General features: G+C 72.4%; 15 protein-coding genes. 11 read left to right on the forward strand and 4 right to left on the reverse strand.

Going from position 1 to position 15,844, the window contains the following annotated elements:
- The first annotated feature begins 19 nt into the window (after window positions 1-19).
- From IG74_RS0113975 to IG74_RS0113985, 3 genes are all read left to right on the forward strand, one after another.
- Window positions 20-1,075: a GSCFA domain-containing protein gene (locus tag IG74_RS0113975; protein ID WP_030675315.1), complete on the forward strand. Its 1,056-nt coding sequence runs from the start codon at window positions 20-22 to the stop codon at window positions 1,073-1,075.
- Complete coding sequence (locus tag IG74_RS0113980; protein ID WP_030675318.1) at window positions 1,041-1,745, forward strand: hypothetical protein; 705 nt, start codon at window positions 1,041-1,043, stop codon at window positions 1,743-1,745. The genes IG74_RS0113975 and IG74_RS0113980 overlap by 35 nt, the downstream gene beginning before the upstream one ends.
- A gap of 92 nt (window positions 1,746-1,837) precedes the next feature.
- Window positions 1,838-2,710, forward strand: a complete 873-nt coding sequence (locus IG74_RS0113985) for a TauD/TfdA dioxygenase family protein (protein WP_030675322.1) — start codon at window positions 1,838-1,840, stop codon at window positions 2,708-2,710.
- A gap of 77 nt (window positions 2,711-2,787) precedes the next feature.
- Here the strand turns inward: IG74_RS0113985 and IG74_RS0113990 are convergent, their stop codons facing one another.
- The 4 genes from IG74_RS0113990 to IG74_RS0114005 form a co-directional block, all read right to left on the reverse strand.
- Entirely contained in the window at window positions 2,788-3,606 is an 819-nt protein-coding gene (locus IG74_RS0113990; RefSeq protein WP_051854875.1) for a hypothetical protein, read from the reverse strand.
- 117 nt (window positions 3,607-3,723) lie between these two features.
- On the reverse strand, window positions 3,724-4,653 hold the full coding sequence (locus tag IG74_RS0113995; RefSeq protein WP_234334333.1) for a phosphotransferase: 930 nt from the start codon (window positions 4,651-4,653) through the stop codon (window positions 3,724-3,726).
- 72 nt (window positions 4,654-4,725) lie between these two features.
- A complete protein-coding gene (locus IG74_RS0114000; protein WP_051854876.1) occupies window positions 4,726-6,024 on the reverse strand; it encodes an MFS transporter in 1,299 nt (432 codons plus the stop codon).
- Window positions 6,017-6,814, reverse strand: a complete 798-nt coding sequence (locus tag IG74_RS0114005) for an inositol monophosphatase family protein (protein ID WP_030675334.1) — start codon at window positions 6,812-6,814, stop codon at window positions 6,017-6,019. Before IG74_RS0114005 ends, IG74_RS0114000 begins: the two co-directional genes overlap by 8 nt.
- A 375-nt stretch (window positions 6,815-7,189) precedes the next feature.
- Between IG74_RS0114005 and IG74_RS0114010 the strand changes: the two genes are divergently transcribed.
- The 8 genes from IG74_RS0114010 (at window position 7,190) to IG74_RS47920 (ending at window position 15,796) form a co-directional block, all read left to right on the forward strand.
- Window positions 7,190-8,314 carry a Gfo/Idh/MocA family protein gene (locus IG74_RS0114010; RefSeq protein ID WP_063761248.1) on the forward strand — a complete coding sequence of 375 codons (1,125 nt, stop codon included), beginning with the start codon at window positions 7,190-7,192 and terminating at the stop codon, window positions 8,312-8,314.
- A gap of 104 nt (window positions 8,315-8,418) precedes the next feature.
- The gene (locus tag IG74_RS0114015; RefSeq protein WP_051854878.1) at window positions 8,419-9,747 is read left to right on the forward strand and encodes an aspartate aminotransferase family protein; all 1,329 of its coding nucleotides are present in this window, start codon (window positions 8,419-8,421) and stop codon (window positions 9,745-9,747) included.
- 62 nt (window positions 9,748-9,809) lie between these two features.
- Window positions 9,810-10,616 (forward strand): sugar phosphate isomerase/epimerase family protein, encoded by an 807-nt coding sequence (locus tag IG74_RS47915; protein ID WP_051854879.1) that lies wholly within the window; start codon window positions 9,810-9,812, stop codon window positions 10,614-10,616.
- A 10-nt stretch (window positions 10,617-10,626) separates the two neighbouring features.
- A complete protein-coding gene (locus IG74_RS0114025) occupies window positions 10,627-11,817 on the forward strand; it encodes an ABC transporter substrate-binding protein (RefSeq protein WP_051854880.1) in 1,191 nt (396 codons plus the stop codon).
- Window positions 11,818-11,882: 65 nt separating this feature from the next.
- A complete protein-coding gene (locus IG74_RS0114030; RefSeq protein ID WP_030675345.1) occupies window positions 11,883-13,202 on the forward strand; it encodes a DegT/DnrJ/EryC1/StrS family aminotransferase in 1,320 nt (439 codons plus the stop codon).
- Window positions 13,199-14,107, forward strand: coding sequence for a radical SAM protein (locus IG74_RS0114035; protein ID WP_030675348.1), 909 nt, complete (start codon window positions 13,199-13,201; stop codon window positions 14,105-14,107). Before IG74_RS0114030 ends, IG74_RS0114035 begins: the two co-directional genes overlap by 4 nt.
- A gap of 1 nt (window position 14,108) precedes the next feature.
- Window positions 14,109-14,936, forward strand: a complete 828-nt coding sequence (locus tag IG74_RS0114040) for a glycosyltransferase family 2 protein (RefSeq protein WP_051854881.1) — start codon at window positions 14,109-14,111, stop codon at window positions 14,934-14,936.
- A gap of 56 nt (window positions 14,937-14,992) precedes the next feature.
- Window positions 14,993-15,796 carry a DNA-methyltransferase gene (locus IG74_RS47920; RefSeq protein ID WP_158857615.1) on the forward strand — a complete coding sequence of 268 codons (804 nt, stop codon included), beginning with the start codon at window positions 14,993-14,995 and terminating at the stop codon, window positions 15,794-15,796.
- The last annotated feature ends 48 nt before the right edge of the window (window positions 15,797-15,844 follow it).

The raw sequence follows: 15,844 nt of genomic DNA on the forward strand, positions 1-15,844 counted from the left end.
GCACGATCGAAGGACCCTCATGAACCCCTATCAAGCACTGCCGCCGCGCTCCTTCTGGCGCACCGCCGTGGCCGAGCCCGACCCGCGCGACATCACCGGCCTGTGGACACCCGCGTTCGCCCTCGGGCAGGACGACGTGGTCCTCACCGCGGGGTCGTGCTTCGCCCGGCACATCGGCCGCGCCCTCCTGGAGCGCGGCATGAACTGGCGCGACGCCGAACCGGCCCCGCCGGGGCTGACCCCGGCCGAGCGGGAGGCCCGCCAGTACGGGGCGTTCTCGTTCCGCACCGGCAACATCTACACCGCCGCCACGCTGCGGCAGTGGCTGTCGTGGGCGTTCGGCGAGAGCGCCCCGCCGCAGGAGGTGTGGCAGGACGGGGACCGCTTCTTCGACCCGTACCGCCCGTCCGTCGAGCCCGAGGGGTTCGCCTCGCCGGACGAGGTGGCGAGGGCGCGGGAGCACACCCTGGCGGCGATCCGGGGCGCGGTCACCGAGGCGGACTGCCTCATCTTCACGCTCGGCCTGACGGAGGCGTGGCTGGACCGCGTCGACGGCACGGTCCTCCCGGTCTGCCCGGGCACCGTGCGCGGCACCTACGACGCCGAGCGGCACGCGTTCCACAACTTCACCTTCGCCGAGGTGCACCGGGACCTGGCCGGCGCCGTCGAGCTCGCCCGCGCGGTCAATCCGGGCCTGCGGGTGCTCCTGACCGTGTCGCCGGTCCCGCTGACGGCGACCGCGACGGGCGGCCACGCGCTCACCGCCACCACGTACTCCAAGTCCGTGCTGCGCGCGGTGGCCGGACAGCTGGCGCAGGAGCTCGACCACGTCGACTACTTCCCGTCGTACGAGATCGTCACCGGCGCCCCCTTCAAGGCCGGGTTCTTCGAGCCGAACCTGCGCACGGTCACGCCGGAGGGCGTCGACTTCGTCATGGGCCGGTTCTTCGAGGCGCTCTCCCAGGCCCCGAGCGCGGCGGAGCAGCGGCCGCCCGCCGCCCGGCCCACCACCCCGACCAGCGGAGAGGACTTCTGGTGCGATGACGCCGTACTCGACTACTACAACTCCCACTGACGCCGCCGCGGCCCGGTTCCTGCTCCTCGGCGACTCGCACGCGGGGGTGATCGGCCGCGCGGCCAAGGCGGCCGGGATCCCCTTCAGCGGCGGACCGGTGGGCTCCGGGCGCGACTTCAACGCGGAGTTCTTCGACCGGCGCGGCGACGACGTCGTCTTCCGCAAGGCCGACACCGACGCGCTCTACCGGGGCTTCCTGAAGGAGCTCGGCATCGGCGGGCTCGACGAGCTCACCGTGCCGCTGGTGTGCACGTTCGGCTTCAGCGCGCACTTCGTCGCGACGACGGCGAACTGGGACGTCTACCGCGTCGGCGGCGGCTTCGTGCCGGGCTTCCTGGAGAGCCGCCTCTTCGACGACCTCGTCCGCGCCACGGTCCGCGACGCCCTCGCGTTCTACGGCCACGCCCGTGACCTGGGGCTCCGCGTGGTCTCCGCGATGCCGCCGCAGCGGGTGCCCGGCATGTCCGACCCGGTGGTCTTCATGGCCGCCCAGGACGTCATGCGCCGCGCGCTCCTGGAACTCGGCGTCGAGGTGGTGGACCTGCGCGCCCGCGTCACGGACGCGGCGGGCGTCCAGCGCCCGGAGTTCAGCGAGGCCACCGACGCGATCCACGGCAGTCTCGGCTTCGGCCGGCTGATCCTGGCCGAGCTGCTCGCCCTGGGCCTCTGACCGGCCGTACCCCGAGGCCGCAGACCGGCCGCACCGCGCGGGCCGCCACCACCGGCCCCACCCACTCATCCGATCCGCAGGAGGACACGACCATGGAGCAGTTCGCACTCGACGCCATCGAGGCCATCACCACCCGGCCGCCCGAGGTCTACGACCACATCACGGTCGACGCGCTGACCCCGGTGATCGGCGCCGAGGTGTCCGGACTCGACCTGTCCAAGGAGCTCACGGACGAGCAGGCCGCGGAGGTCAAGCGGGCCTTCCTCCGCCACCACGTGCTCGTCTTCCGCGACCAGGTGATCGACGGCGAGCAGCACAAGCGGTTCGCCCGGCACTTCGGCGAGCTGCACCCGGTGGCGCTCGCCCCCGAGGGCTCCGACCCGCACATCCTGGAGATCAGCGCCGACGCGGAGTCGCGGAACGTCGCGGGGCACGGCTGGCACGCCGACGGCACCGCCGACCTGAAGCCGTCGCTCGGCTCGATGCTGTACGTCACGCGCACCCCGGAGATCGGCAGCGGCGGCGACACCATGTTCTCCAACATGCACCTCGCCTACGAGATGCTGTCGCCCGCCATGAAGGCGCTCCTGGACCCGATGACGGCAGTCCACAACGGCCTGCTCGCCTGGGAGGGCGCCACGCCGCCGCCCGAGTACGACGTGCCGGTGAACGTGCACCCGGTGGTGGCCCGCCACCCCGACACGGGCCGCAAGCTGCTCTTCGTCAACGGCATCTACGTCTCGCACATCGAGCAGCTCTCCAAGGGCGAGAGCCGGGCGATCATCGACATGCTCGTCAAGCACATCACCAACACCGCGCTGCTGAGCTGCCGCGTCCGCTGGACCCCGAACACGCTGGTGTTCTGGGACAACCGCTGTGTGCAGCACCACGCGATCTGGGACTACTTCCCGCACTCGCGGTACGCGCAGCGCGTGGCCATCGCGGGCCACCGGCCCACGGCCTGACGTACGCCTGACGTACGAGGGAGGGGGTGGAGGCCACGACGGCCTCCACCCCCTCCCTCATGCGCGCGAAGGCGGTCTCACGGGGCGACGCGCTCCAAGGCTGCGGCGAGCCCGTCCGCGAGCCGCGCGCACGCCGCCCGGTACCGCTCGTCGCGTCCGGCCGGCTCCGCGCGCTCGGCGTCGGCGAGCGCGTAGACGTGGACGTACGCGAACGGATACGCCTGCGCGAACGCCCGCTCGTCGGCGTCGACGAAGGCCGCGGCCAGCGCGCGCGTGTGCGCCAGGGCGTTGGCGTCGGCGTAGGAGCGGGCGTTGGCGTCGGTGTTGAGCTTCGCGTACATGGCGGCGAACTCGGCGGCCTTCTCCTCGCCGTAGTCATTGTCCATCGCGTACGCGCGCGCGTTGACGGAGGCCGTGGCGTAGGCGTCGGCGTACGCGTAGGCGTGGCCGTAGACCTGGGTGAGCGCGGGGCCGAGGGCCTCGGTCCACTCCGCCTCCGTGGCCCGCTCCCCCGCGAGGGCCCGCTCGTGCAGGCGCCGTACGGCCTCCGGGGCCGCGCCGTCGCCGCCGCGCCGGGCGCTCACCTCGGCCAGGAGCGGCGCCACGGCGTGCGCGTGCCAGTCGTGCACGACGGCGAACGGCACGCCTGCGTCGAGGCGGCCGAGCGCGGTGTGCACGCGCAGGGCCCAGCGCCGCGCCGTCTGCTCGTCCTGGCCGTGGAAGAGGGCCGCGGCCAGCTGTGCCAGCCATGACGGCAGCCCCGGCCCGGGCTCGTCAGGGGCCGCCGGGTGCTCCGGCCCGACCGGGCCGGCCGCGAGCAGGGCGACGAACCGCTCGAACGCCTCCGTCGCCCCCGCCGTCTCCGTCGGTCCCGGGGCGCCCGGTGTGCGACTCATCTGCCTGTCTCCTGTTCCGTCCGTTCCCACGGCCCGGTCACCGGCCGCCCGTACACCTTCTCATTCTCCGTACTTCGTACGAAGCGGGGCCGGGGTGTGCGGACCAGGGCCTTGAGGTCAGGCGTCCGTCCTTCCCGCCAGGTGGTCCAGCGTGCCCGTGAAGCTCTTCCACGCGGACTCGGTGTCCTCGGAGCGCTGGTGCTCGCCGCGGAACCACTCCACGAACTCCGCCACGTCGAGCAGGCTCCACCGCAGCCGGTAGAGCGCGAGGGCGTCCGGGTCCGGGGTGCGTCCGGTCAGCTCGGTGTAGCGGGCGAGGGCCGCCGGATCGGCGGAGATCAGGGAGAGGTCGCGCTCGGGCAGGGCGAGGCCCACCGTGTCCCAGTCCACGAGGAGATAGCCCTCCTCGCCCTGGATGAGGTTGCCCGGATGCGGCTCGCCGTGGGTGACGACGAGGGGCGCGCCCCGGCCCCGCACCCGCGCGACGAGGGCCTCGAACTCGGCGAGGCGCGCGCGGAGCGTCGCCTCGTGCTCGCGCAGCAGCTGCCGCGCGGGCTCGGCGAACGGGCCGCCCGGCCAGGGCCCTTCCGACGCGGCGAGGGCCTCGTGGATGCCGTGCAGACCGGGGGGCTCCGCGGTGGCGGGCGGTGTGGTCTCCGGGGGTGTCCTGCCGTGCAGCTCCGCGAGCAGGGCGAGCACCTGGTCCCGCTCGGCCTCCGACAGGCGCTGCCCGAACTCCCCCGCGCGGCCCGGGACGTGGGGGAACACCGTGAGTGCGTACCGGGCGTCCAGGGGCAGGACCGCACCGCCGTCGGCGGCGGCCACCGGTGCCACGACGAACCGCAGTCCGTCGCGCTCCCGCAGGGTCAGCGCGGTGTCCATGGCCTGCCGGAGCCCCTTGAGCGCGGCCACCGCGCCCTGCCCGCAGTGCTCCTTGTGCTCCAGGTCGGAGACGGTGGCGAACCAGGGCCGGCCGTCCTCGTCGGTCACCGTCCAGTGGTAGTCCCCGAATCCGACCGGGGCGTAGGTGACGCGCGACGGAGACACGCCGAATCCCCTCAAAGCTTCCCATAGGCGTGTTTCATCGAACTTTTCAGGAAGATTCTGCATAGCTCCACGCTAGCAACTGGAGGGCGTAGTGGGGAAGTTGACGTCGAAGTCCCGCGTCCGGCGCAGTGGGGAGCAGAGCAGCAGCGGTGCGACGGCGAGCAGCGCCACGGCGAGCGTCCACAGCGCCGCCCGGACGCCGAGGTGCGCGGCGAGGGCGCCGCCCGCGAGGGCTCCCAGGGGCGCGGCGCCCCACACCGCGAAGCGGAAGATCGCCGACACCCGGCTGAGCATGCCCGCCGGGCACACCCGCTGCCGGTAGGTGACCTGGAGGATGTTGAAGACGGTGACGCCGACGCTGATGGCGATGTGGGCGAAGGCGAAGAGCAGCACCCGCCAGTCGTCCTGGGTCAGCGGCGCGAGCAGCAGGAACGGGGCGGCGACGGGCACCGCGAGCAGCGCGGTGCGGGCGTCGCCGAAGCGGCGGGCCAGGCGCGGCGTCAGCCAGGCCCCGGCGAGCGCGCCCACCGCGCCCGACGCGAGGAGCACGCCGACGAGCCCGGCCGGGACGCCGACGACCTTGCTCAGGAACACCACGTCGAGCGCGAAGGCGGCGGAGAAGACGAGGTTGTTGAGGCCGGCGGAGACCGCGAACATGCGCAGGACCGGCTGGTGGCGCACGAAGCGCAGCCCTTCCCAGGTCTGCCGGGCCAGGCCGTGCGCGAGCGCGGGCGGCTCGGGCTCGGGCACCTTGATCCGCCACAGCAGCACCGCCGAGACGGCCGAGCCCACGGCGTTCGCCGCGAGCGCCCAGTACGCGCCGAGCCACTGCACGGAGAGCCCGCCGAGCCCCGGTCCGCCCAACTCGGCTCCTGATCTGACGAGTTGGAGGGTGCTGTTGCCCTGGACGAGCTGCTCGTGGCGCAGCAGGTGCGGCAGATAGCTGTGGTCGGCGATGTCGCCGAACAGCTGCGCGCAGCCGAGCAGCAGCGCCACCGCGTAGACCAGCGGCAGGGAGAGCCCGTCGGCCGCCCAGGCGAGCGGCAGCGACGCGAGGGCCGCACAGCGGACCACGTCGGCGCCGATCATGACGCGGCGCGGGCGCATCCGCTCGACCAGGGCGCCCGCGGGAAGGCCGAGCACCAAGTAGGCGGAGAAGTAGGCGCTTTCGATCAGGGCGGTCTGCCAGGCCGAGGCGTCAAGGGCGAGGACCGCGGTCAGCGGCAGCACGACGAGGGTCGCCGCCGCCCCGGTCTCGTTGAGCAGGTGGGAGCCGACGAGCAGCCGGAAGCCGCGCCGCACGACCCGCTCGGCACCCGGGTCCGGCGCCGTCGGGGCAGCGGCGGCCGGGGTCTCCACCGGGTCAGGCATGACCTACCAGGGCGCGCAGTTCGGCGGCCACCTTCGGGGCACAGGCGATCGTCAGCGCGTCGCCGGGCGGCCGTCCGGCCGCGCCGCCGCCGACCCAGGCCCCGGCCTCCTCGGCGATCAGCGCCCCGGCCGCGCGGTCCCACAGACGCGTGCCGGTTTCGTAGTAGGCGTCGAGGCGGCCGGCCGCCACCCAGCACAGGTCGAGGGCGGCGGAGCCGCTGCTGCGGATGTCCCGGACGTGGGACACCACGCGGGCGGCGAGGGCCGCCTGGCGGGCGCGGGCCGCCGGATCGCTGCTGAATCCCGTGGAGACCAGGGCCTGTTCGAGCCGCTCGGCGCCGGACGCGGTCAGCGGTCGGCCGTCGCGGGCGGCTCCCCGGCCGCGGATCGCGGTGAACGTCTCCCGGCGGGACGGGTCGTGCACGACCCCCACCTCGGTGCGGCCGTCGCGCTCGGCGGCGACGGACACGACGAACGCCGGATATCCGCTGACGAAGTTCGCGGTGCCGTCCAGGGGGTCGATCACCCAGCGCACGCCGGAGCCGCCCGGGCGCTCGCCGCCCTCCTCCCCCAGGATGCCGTCGTCGGGCCGGGCCGCGGTGAGGACCTCGACGACGAGCGCCTCGCTCCTGCGGTCGAAGGCGGTCACCAGGTCCGTGACCGACGATTTGGTGCGGACCTCGGGCAGTCCCGCCGCGGCCCCTTCGAGCAGCAACTCACCGGCCCGGCGGGCGGCCGTGACGGCGAGCCGGAGTAACGCGGCACCGCCCTCGGCATGTGCCACAGACATGGGCAACCCCCTTGTGGTGTACACGCGATTATGTAAAGGTACCACCAAGTCGTTCCAAGGGTGTGAGCTGTGCCGGGTTTTCTCGGCACGCGGGAACTCGCCTGCCGTGTACGTGCCTTGGGGCCGTTCCGAGCACGGGGGATTTGAGTCAGGTTCAGCAAGCCGAACGATGTCCGGGCACAGAGGAGACCTTTGTGGAATTCCGCCCAGCTGTATCGGTGACGTAGACCCGTCGGCGTCATCGACTGTTTTCCGTCGTGCGCGCAGCGCCGATGAGTTCACCCCTTTCCGGGAAGGCAGGACCGGGCTCCTTGCGCTGCCCTGCTCTCCCTGTTCCGGTCCGCCGCTCCGCTCCTTCCGAGAGAAGTTGGTGCCGTGCAGAAAGAACGTGTCCGCGTGGGCGTCATCGGTTGCGGAACCGTCGCCCAGATCATGCATCTGCCCTATCTGCAGAGCCTCTCCGACCAGTTCGAGATCACCGCGCTCAGCGACCTCTCCCCCGGCCTCCTCGACGCCGTCGGCGATCGGTACGGGGTGCCGCCGGGGCGCCGCTTCACGGACTACCGCGCGCTGCTCGACACCGAGGTGGACGCCGTCCTCGTGCTGAGCGGCGGCAGTCACGCCCCGCAGGTCCTCGCCGCCGCCGAGGCGGGCAAGCACGTCCTGGTGGAGAAGCCGCTGTGCTTCACGCTCCGCGAGGCCGACGAGATCGAAGCGGCCGTCTCCCGGGCCGGAGTACGCCTCATGGTGGCCTACATGAAGCGCTTCGACCCCGGCTTCCTCCATGGGAAACAGCTGGTCAGCGCCATCGATGAGCCCCGATACGCGCAGATCAACACGCTGCACCCCAGCGAGGAGCAGTACATCGCCATGCACGGCGTGCGCCGCTTCGACGACGTGCCGGACCAGGTCGCGCGGGAGCTGCGCCGGGCCCAGGAGGAGCTGCTCGACGAGGCGGTCGGCGCGGTCCCTGACGCCCTGCGCTTCGTCTACCACGACGTGTTCCTGGGCAGCATGGTGCACGACGTCAACGCGCTGCGGGCCCTGCTGGGAGAGCCGGACGGCGTGCTGTTCACGGAGATCTGGCCGCGGGACTCCCGCTTCCCGTCCGTGACGACGGTCCTGTCGCATCCGGGCGGCCTGCGGACCGCCTACACCTGGACCTATCTCGACGACGTCCGCGACTACTTCGAAGAGATCGCGGTGCTTTCCGCCACCCAGCGGGTACGCATTCAGTTCCCCTCGCCTTTCCTCAAACACTGGCCCACCCCGGTCGTCGCCCAGCACATGGAGGACGGCGCCCTGGTGGAACGGCGGATCCAGGTCTCGTACGACGAGGCGTTCCACGAGGAACTGAAGGCTTTCCATTCCTGCGTCGTGGACGGTACACCGCCGCTCACCGACGTACGGGACGCGAGGGAGGACATCGCCGTGCTCCAGCGCGCCTTCGCGAGGAGCGCACCCGAAGGGCTCGGCGGAGAAGCGGGCAAAAGCCGCTGAGGCATTGCCTTCTCCCGCCACACAGAACTTCAAAGGAACGTAAAGAAGGAACACGAGAGGCAATGCGAAGCTGACGCAATCGCGGCAGAAAGGCCTAAGGAAGCATGAGCACCACCGCCATGCCCGCGTCGACCCACCACACCATCGAGCTCGAGCGCAGCCACCGCCTGCCGGGCGGGCAGTCCATGACGGACCTGTCCGGTCTCGTCGTGGACCGCGCGCGCAACGCCGAGGTGTGGGACAAGGACGGCAAGCGGTACATCGACTTCTTCACCGGCGTGGGCGTGTGCAACATCGGGCACGCCCACCCCAGGTTCCTGGCCGAGGTCGGGGAGCAGCTCAGTGCGTGCGCCGTCGGCACGTTCTACACCGACGCGCGCTCGCGCTACTACGAGCTCCTCGCCGCCCAACTCCCCGAGCGCCTGGGCAAGATACACATGTTCTCGACCGGCAGCGAGGCGGTCGAGGCCGCCGTGAAGCTCGCCCGGGCCGCCACCGGCAAGCACGAGGTCGTCAGCTTCTGGGGCGGCTTCCACGGCAAGACCCAGGGCGCCCTGAGCCTGCACGGCGGGCCCCGCAAGCACCGCTCCGGGCCGTTCCCGCCGGGCTCCCACCAGGTGCCGTACGCCTACTGCTACCGCTGCCCGCTCCAGCTGGAGCACAGCAGCTGCGGCCAGGCTTGCGTGGACCTCGCCGAGCAGTCCATCGAGAACGGCTCGGTCGGGGACATCGCCGCGATCATCGTGGAGCCGGTGCAGGGCACGAACGGCAACATCATCCCGCCCGCCGGATATCTGCGGGCCGTGCGCCGCCTCGCGGACCGGCACGGAGCGCTGCTGATCCTGGACGAGGTCATCACCGGCTTCGGCAGGACCGGCTCCCTGTTCGCCTTCGAGCAGGATCCCGAGGTCCGCCCGGACGTCGTCGTGCTCGGCAAGGCGATGGCGTCGGGCGTCCCGGCGAGCGCGATCGTCAGCCGGGCGGAGCTGGTCGAGGGCACCTCCTTCGGCCAGCCGAGCGCGGCCGCCTCCACCTTCGGCGGCAACCCGCTGGCCAGCGCCGCCGCCCTGGCCACCCTGCGGATCCTGCTCGACGAGCGGCTGCCGGAACGGGCCGGAGTGCTCGGCGGGACGGTGGCGCGCCGACTGGCCTCCTGGAAGGAGGAGTTCCCGTTCGTGGGCAACGCCGCGAACGTGGGCCTCATGATCGGCGTGGAGCTCGTCGAGCCCGGCACCCGGCGGCCGCTGCCCAAGGACGTCACCCGCCGGATCTTCCAGGACCTCCTCGCCGAGGGCGTCCTGGCCATGGCGTACGACAGCAGGATCCGGATCTACCCCCCACTGAGCATCCCTGCGGACCACCTCGACGAGGGGCTCGCGGCCTTCGAGTCGGTCTTCCGGTCGATGCGGTCGCTCCGGTCGGCCCAGCCGTAGACGCAGGCGCCAACGCAGACGCCAACGCAAACGCAGACGCAGACGCAGAAATGAGGAGCGCCATGGAACTCGGGTGCGTGGTGCGCAGCGCCCCGGAGGCCGAGCGAGCCGCCCGCCTCCCCCTGGACTACCTGGAGATCAAAGGAGACATGCTGTGTGTCGAACGCGGTGAGTTCGCCGCCCTGTGCGACCGGCTGCACGCGGCGGGCCTGCCCTTCAAGGCCATGACGTCCCCGCTGCCGCGCCGCTTCAAGTGCCGGGTCGTGGGCCCGGACGCCGACCACGCGGCGGCCCTGAAGGTGTTCGGCGACCTGTGCGAGCGGGGCGCCGCGCTCGGCGTGCGCACGGTCGTGCTCGGCAGCGGGCAGGCCCGCGGCATCCCGCCCGGCTACTCGTCCGGCCAGGCGCTGCGGCAGTTCAGGGAGTTCCTGGTGCGGGCGCACCAGGTGTGCGCCCGGCACGGCATGACGCTCGCCCTCGAACCCCTGAACCGTACGGAGACCAACTTCGTGAACTCCTGCGCCGAGGCGCGGGCGGTCGTCGGCGGCCTCACCGAGGTGGACGTGCGGATCACCGCCGACTGCTTCCACATCATGAGCGAGCAGCTGCCGATCGCCGACGAGGTGGCCGCCGCGGGACCGGCCATCGGGCACGCGCACACCTCGTCCGTGCCGCGCGGCAGCGGCGACTTCCAGGAGGGCGCGCAGCGGGAGTTCGTGACGGCCCTGCTCGCCGCGGGGCACCGGGGCGGGCTCACCATCGAGGACGAGTTCGGCGACTTCGGGCCCGAGGCGGCCGCCGCGGTCGACGTCTTCCGCCGCGTCCTCAGCGCCGCGTCCGCCGCCGCCTCCGGTCCTTCCCTGCCCTGAGGAGTCCCACATGCCCCTGAGCTTCCTCACCGACCACACCTCCCCCCTGATGCGCGGCTTCGCGGACGAGGTCGTCGCCCGCTGGAACGAGCGGCGGCCCGGCTCCCCCGTCAGCCTGTCGGTCCTGGACCACGAGGAGCTGCGCGACCGCCTGCACGCCGGGCTGACCGGCGGCAGCCCGCCGGACGTCATGACCTGGTTCGCGGGCAACCGCATGCGCTCCCTGGTGGACCAGGGGCTGATGCTCGACATCTCCGCGATGTGGCGGGCGGAGGGCTTCGCCGACGTGTACCTGCCTCGGTTCCGCGCCATGACCGGCGGCATGGGCCCTTCGTCCTTCCTGCCGACCTCGCACTACTGGTGGGCCGTGTACTACCGCCCCTCGGTCTTCGCCGAGCTCGGCATCCGCACCCCGGTCGAGACGTGGCAGGACCTCACGGAGGCGTGCGCCGTGCTGCGCCGCGCGGGCGTCACCCCGTTCTCCCTCGGCGCCCGCCACCGCTGCCCGGCCGCCGCCTGGTTCGACTACCTCGACATGCGCCTGAACGGGCCCGCGTTCCACCAGGACCTGATGGCGCTGCGCGTGCCGTACACGGACCACCGCGTGACCGAGGTGTTCGCGTTCTGGCAGCGCCTCGTGGAGGACGGCTGGTTCCTCGGCGACCCCGCGGCGTACGACGAGGAGGAGGCGGTCGCGGCGGTGCTGCGCGGCGAGGCGGGCATGACGCTCGTCGGTGCCTACGCGACCGACGAGTACACCCCGCCCGGCGAGCCGGACATCGACTTCTTCCGCTTCCCCCTGATCGACCCGGGGCTGCCCGTCGGCGAGGACACCCCGGTCGACGGCTACTTCGTGGCCGGGACCAGCGAGGCGCCCGACGAGGCCACCGCGTTCCTCGCCCACCTCGGCTCGCGCGAGGTGCAACAGCTGACGATCGAGCGGCTGACCACGCTGCCGACCCGCACCGACGTCGACGTGGCCCGGGGCGGCCGGCACGTCGCCAAGGGCATGGAGATCGTCCGGAACGCCGACCACCTGGGGCAGTTCTACGACCTCGACACCACCTGGGAGCTCTCGGACACCGGCATGGCCGCGTTCGTCACGTTCCTGCGGGAGCCGTCGCGCGCCGTGGAGCTGCTGCACGAGGTGGAGGCGGCCCGCCGGGAGCTCCTCGCGGCCCCGTCCTCGGCGCCGGCCTGATCCACAGGCCCGCCGCCCCGCACCCCTCCCGCACACCCCCGTTCCTGACGACCAAGGGGACAGACATGTCAGCGGTACGCAGTTCACCTCTCGCCCTTCTCGGCGGCACCCCGGTCCACGACGGCACCTGGCCGGCCTGGCCACAGGCGCCCGATTCCACCCTGACCCTGCTCAACGCGGCCGCCACGTCCGGGCGTTGGGCGGTCAGCGGCATCTACACCGGCACCCCGAGCTTCGAGCGGCGCTTCTCCGACGCGTTCGCCGCCTACCACGCGGCGCCCGGTACGACGCCGTACGCGGTGCCGACGACGAACGGCTCGGCCGCGCTCACCATCGCCATGGAGGCCCTCGGCGTCGGCCCCGGCACGGAGGTCATCGTGCCGGGCCTGACCTGGGTGGCCTGCGCCTCCGCCGCGCACGCGCTCGGCGCCACACCGGTGCTCGTGGACGTGGACCCGCACACCCTGAGCATCTCAGCCGACGCCGCGAAGGCCGCGGTCACCGACCGGACCCGGGCGATCCTCGTCGTGCACGCCTACTGCTCGGCCGCCGACGTCGACGCGTTCCAGGAGCTCTCGCAGAGCACCGGCATCCCCGTCATCGAGGACTGCTCACAGGCCCACGGGGCGGAGTGGCGGGGCCGCAAGGTCGGCACGTTCGGCACCATCGGGGTGTTCAGCCTCCAGCAGACCAAGGTGCTCACCTGCGGCGAGGGCGGCGTCGTGCTCACCTCGTCGGCCGAGCTGCACGACCGGCTCCAGCAGTACCGCGCCAACGGCAGGCGCTATACGGCCCGGCCGGTCGCGGGCCAGTTGGAGCTGGAGGACGTCGGCGCGGTCGAGGGCCACAACCACTCCATGTCCGAGTTCCACGCGGCGGTCGCGCTCAGCCAACTGGAGTTCCTGGAGGAGCAGAGCGCGCACCGGGAGCGCAACGCCGCCGTCCTCACGGAGCTGCTCGCCGCCGTCCCCGGCGTGTCGACGCTGCCCGCGCCTGCGGGCCTGACCCGGCGCACCTACTACGACTACGTCATCCGCCTGGACGCGGAGCTGCTCGGCCCGGTGCCCGTCGACCGCGTCGTGGACGCGATGTCCGCCGAGCTGAACATGTTCTTCGAGACCCTCGACACCCCGCTGAACGCCAACCCGCTGTACGTGCCGCTCAAGTCCCCGCGCACGCCCGGCTCGGAGGAGGAGCGGCGGGGCCTGGACCCCGGCCGGTTCGAGCTGCCCGCGGCGACGGCCGCGTATCGCACCTGCTTCGCCTTCCTCCACCAGGCGCTGCTCGGCACCGAGCGGGACGTGACGGCGATCGCGACCGCCGTCGAGAAGGTCGTCGCCCACCTCGACCAGCTCGGGGACGGCGCGGAGAGGGGCCTGGCATGAGCGTCCGCCTGGCCGGAGGCAAGGTGTGGAACCCGGAGGGCATCGAGGTCAACGCCAGCCTCCAGTGCAACATGCGCTGCCGGTCCTGCGCGCACCTCTCGCCGCTGTACCGCCGCGAGAACGCCGACCCCGTGGAGATCCACGACACGCTGAGCGTCCTCGCCGGGAGCTACCACGCCTCGTACGCGAAGATCATGGGCGGTGAGCCGCTGCTGCACCCGGACGTCGTCGGCCTGATCGAGGCGGTGCGGGCCACCGGGATCTCCGACACGGTCCTCGTGGCCACCAACGGCACGCTCCTGCACCGCGCGCCCGAGCGCTTCTGGCAGGCCGTGGACTCCCTGGAGATCTCGGTCTACCCGAGCCGGATGCTCGCCCCCGACGAGGTGGAGCGGTACCGCGCCCTGGCCCGGGACCACGGGGTCTCCCTCCTCGTCAACTACTACGGGCACTTCCGCGCGGTGTACTCGGAGTCGGGCACGGACGCGCCGGGCCTGGTCCGGGACGTCTTCGACACCTGCAAGCTCGCCCACTTCTGGAACTCGCACACGGTGTACGACGGCTGGCTCTACCGCTGCCCGCAGAGCGTGTTCATGCCCCCGCAGTTGCGCGACGGCGGCTGGGACCCGCACGTCGACGGGCTGCGGATCGAGGACGACCCGGCTTTCCTTGAGCGCCTCCACCGCTTCCTCACCGCCGACGATCCGCTGCGCGCCTGCCGCAACTGCCTGGGCAGCGTCGGCAAGCTGCATCCGCACCAGGAGCGGCCGCGCGCGGGCTGGCAGGTGACGGAGCGCCTGGAGGACATGGTCGACTACCCGTTCCTGGAGGTCTGCAAGGACGACATCACCGCCGACGACGGCTGTGTGGACCGGTCGTTGTCCGCGCCGGTGGGGGGTGTCTGACATGGCGTCGAACGAGCGGCCCGCCGCGGCCGGGCCCGTCGAGGGCGTCACCGTGGTCACCCTGACCCGCTACCGGCCGGTCCTCGTGCAGCGGGCCATGCGCAGCGTCCGCGCCCAGGTGACCGACGTGCCGGTGCGCCACCTCGTCCTCATCGACGACAGCCAGGAGACGCTGACCGCGCTGCGCGAGGTGACGGACGCGTTCCCGCACTGCGAGGTGCGGTACGTGCCGCGCGAGCCGCACGAGAAGTCAGGGCCCGGGCGGTCGTCGCGCCTGCGCAACCTCGGGGTGCGCCTTTCCGGCTCCGCGTGGATCGCCTTCCTCGACGACGACAACGAGTGGACGCCCGACCACCTCCAGTCCCTGCTCGACCAGGCCCGCGCCCACTCCGTGCGCGCCGTGTACAGCGAGGTCGGCCTCCTGGACAAGGACGGCGCCCCCTACCTCGAACCGCGGTGGCCGTGGGCGAACAGCGTCGCCGAGGCGGAGCGGACGTACGCGGACTACGTGGCCAAGGGCATCTGCGTGCCGGGCTCGAACGTCATCAAGGACCGCCCCGGGACGTACGAGGTGCCCGTCGACACCAGCGCCTGGCTGCTGGCGCGGGAACTCCTCCTCGACGTGCCCTTCGAGGAGGAGTTCACCGCAGCCGACGCCGACGGCCTGGTCAGCGAGGACGACAAGCTCTACTACCGCCTCGTCCAGGGCCGGGAGCCGATGGTGTGCACGGGGCGCGCGACGCTCCGCTACTACCTGGGCGGCTACTCCAACAGCCGCGAGACCGTCACCCCCGAGGAGCGGGGCGCGATCGCCTGGGCCTCGGAGTGAGGCGGCTCCCCGACACCCGGTGCGGAACGACGACAGAGAAGGGAGAGGGTTCCGTGGTGACCGAGTCGACGGCAGTGGCGGGAGACCGCTGCGCGCTGGGGGCCGAGCACGGCTCCTACTACTGGGGCGACAGCCTCGCGCTGATGGAGGGGGTGCCCGACGGCAGCGTTCGCGCGGTGGTCTGTTCGCCGCCCTTCGAGGGCCCGCGGCTGATCGCCGACGAGGACCGCGCGGGCGCGGTGTTCCTCGACTGGCTCCTGCCGTTCTTCGAGCAGTTCGACCGGGTGCTGCGCCCGGACGGCTGTGTGGCGTTCGAGCTGGGCGGCATCTGGCTGTCGGACGCGCCGGGCAAGGCGGTGCAGCACGCCGGTGCCGTGCACGCCCTGGCGCAGGCGGGCTGGCGGCTCGTGCAGGACTTCTACTACTACAACCCGCAGCTGCTCAACCCGGAGCCGGACGGCGCGCCACGGGCCCCGGACTCCGTCACGCCCATCTGGGTCATGGCGCGCACGCACGACGTGCACTACGACGTCGCGGCACTGCGGCAGCCGGCGCGACGGCCCTTCGTGCGGGGCAACCTGCTGGAGTTCGACACCTCGGGCGTCTATGACCAGGCGTACGAGAAGACCCTGGCGGAAACGTCACTGCACCCCTATGTGGACCGCTGGCCCACGGTGGTCCCGGAGTTGTTCGTGGAGCTGCTCACCCGGCCCGGCGATCTGGTCCTCGATCCGTTCGCGGGCAGCGGGGCGACCTGTTTCGCCGCCGAGCGGCTCGGCCGGCGGTGGCTCGGCTTCGAGCTGGACCGGGGGCTCGAACAGCACGTGCGGGCGATGTTCGCCGCCCGCCGCGCGGGCTAGGAGGCGGGTGGTCCCGTGCCGCGACGCGGGACCACCCACCCTTCCCCG

The organism is Streptomyces sp. NRRL B-1347 (assembly GCF_000720325.1).
Classification (GTDB): Bacteria; Actinomycetota; Actinomycetes; order Streptomycetales; family Streptomycetaceae; genus Streptomyces.

What these genes read in the sequence shown, in the direction of transcription:
- IG74_RS0113975 (WP_030675315.1), top strand. Translation starts at nt 20, where the DNA reads ATGAACCCCTATCAAGCACTGCCGCCGCGCTCCTTCTGGCGCACCGCC.
- IG74_RS0113980 (WP_030675318.1), top strand. Translation starts at nt 1,041, where the DNA reads ATGACGCCGTACTCGACTACTACAACTCCCACTGACGCCGCCGCGGCC.
- IG74_RS0113985 (WP_030675322.1), top strand. Translation starts at nt 1,838, where the DNA reads ATGGAGCAGTTCGCACTCGACGCCATCGAGGCCATCACCACCCGGCCG.
- IG74_RS0113990 (WP_051854875.1), bottom strand. Translation starts at nt 3,606, where the DNA reads ATGAGTCGCACACCGGGCGCCCCGGGACCGACGGAGACGGCGGGGGCG.
- IG74_RS0114000 (WP_051854876.1), bottom strand. Translation starts at nt 6,024, where the DNA reads ATGCCTGACCCGGTGGAGACCCCGGCCGCCGCTGCCCCGACGGCGCCG.
- IG74_RS0114005 (WP_030675334.1), bottom strand. Translation starts at nt 6,814, where the DNA reads ATGTCTGTGGCACATGCCGAGGGCGGTGCCGCGTTACTCCGGCTCGCC.
- IG74_RS0114015 (WP_051854878.1), top strand. Translation starts at nt 8,419, where the DNA reads ATGAGCACCACCGCCATGCCCGCGTCGACCCACCACACCATCGAGCTC.
- IG74_RS47915 (WP_051854879.1), top strand. Translation starts at nt 9,810, where the DNA reads ATGGAACTCGGGTGCGTGGTGCGCAGCGCCCCGGAGGCCGAGCGAGCC.
- IG74_RS0114025 (WP_051854880.1), top strand. Translation starts at nt 10,627, where the DNA reads ATGCCCCTGAGCTTCCTCACCGACCACACCTCCCCCCTGATGCGCGGC.
- IG74_RS0114030 (WP_030675345.1), top strand. Translation starts at nt 11,883, where the DNA reads ATGTCAGCGGTACGCAGTTCACCTCTCGCCCTTCTCGGCGGCACCCCG.
- IG74_RS0114035 (WP_030675348.1), top strand. Translation starts at nt 13,199, where the DNA reads ATGAGCGTCCGCCTGGCCGGAGGCAAGGTGTGGAACCCGGAGGGCATC.
- IG74_RS0114040 (WP_051854881.1), top strand. Translation starts at nt 14,109, where the DNA reads ATGGCGTCGAACGAGCGGCCCGCCGCGGCCGGGCCCGTCGAGGGCGTC.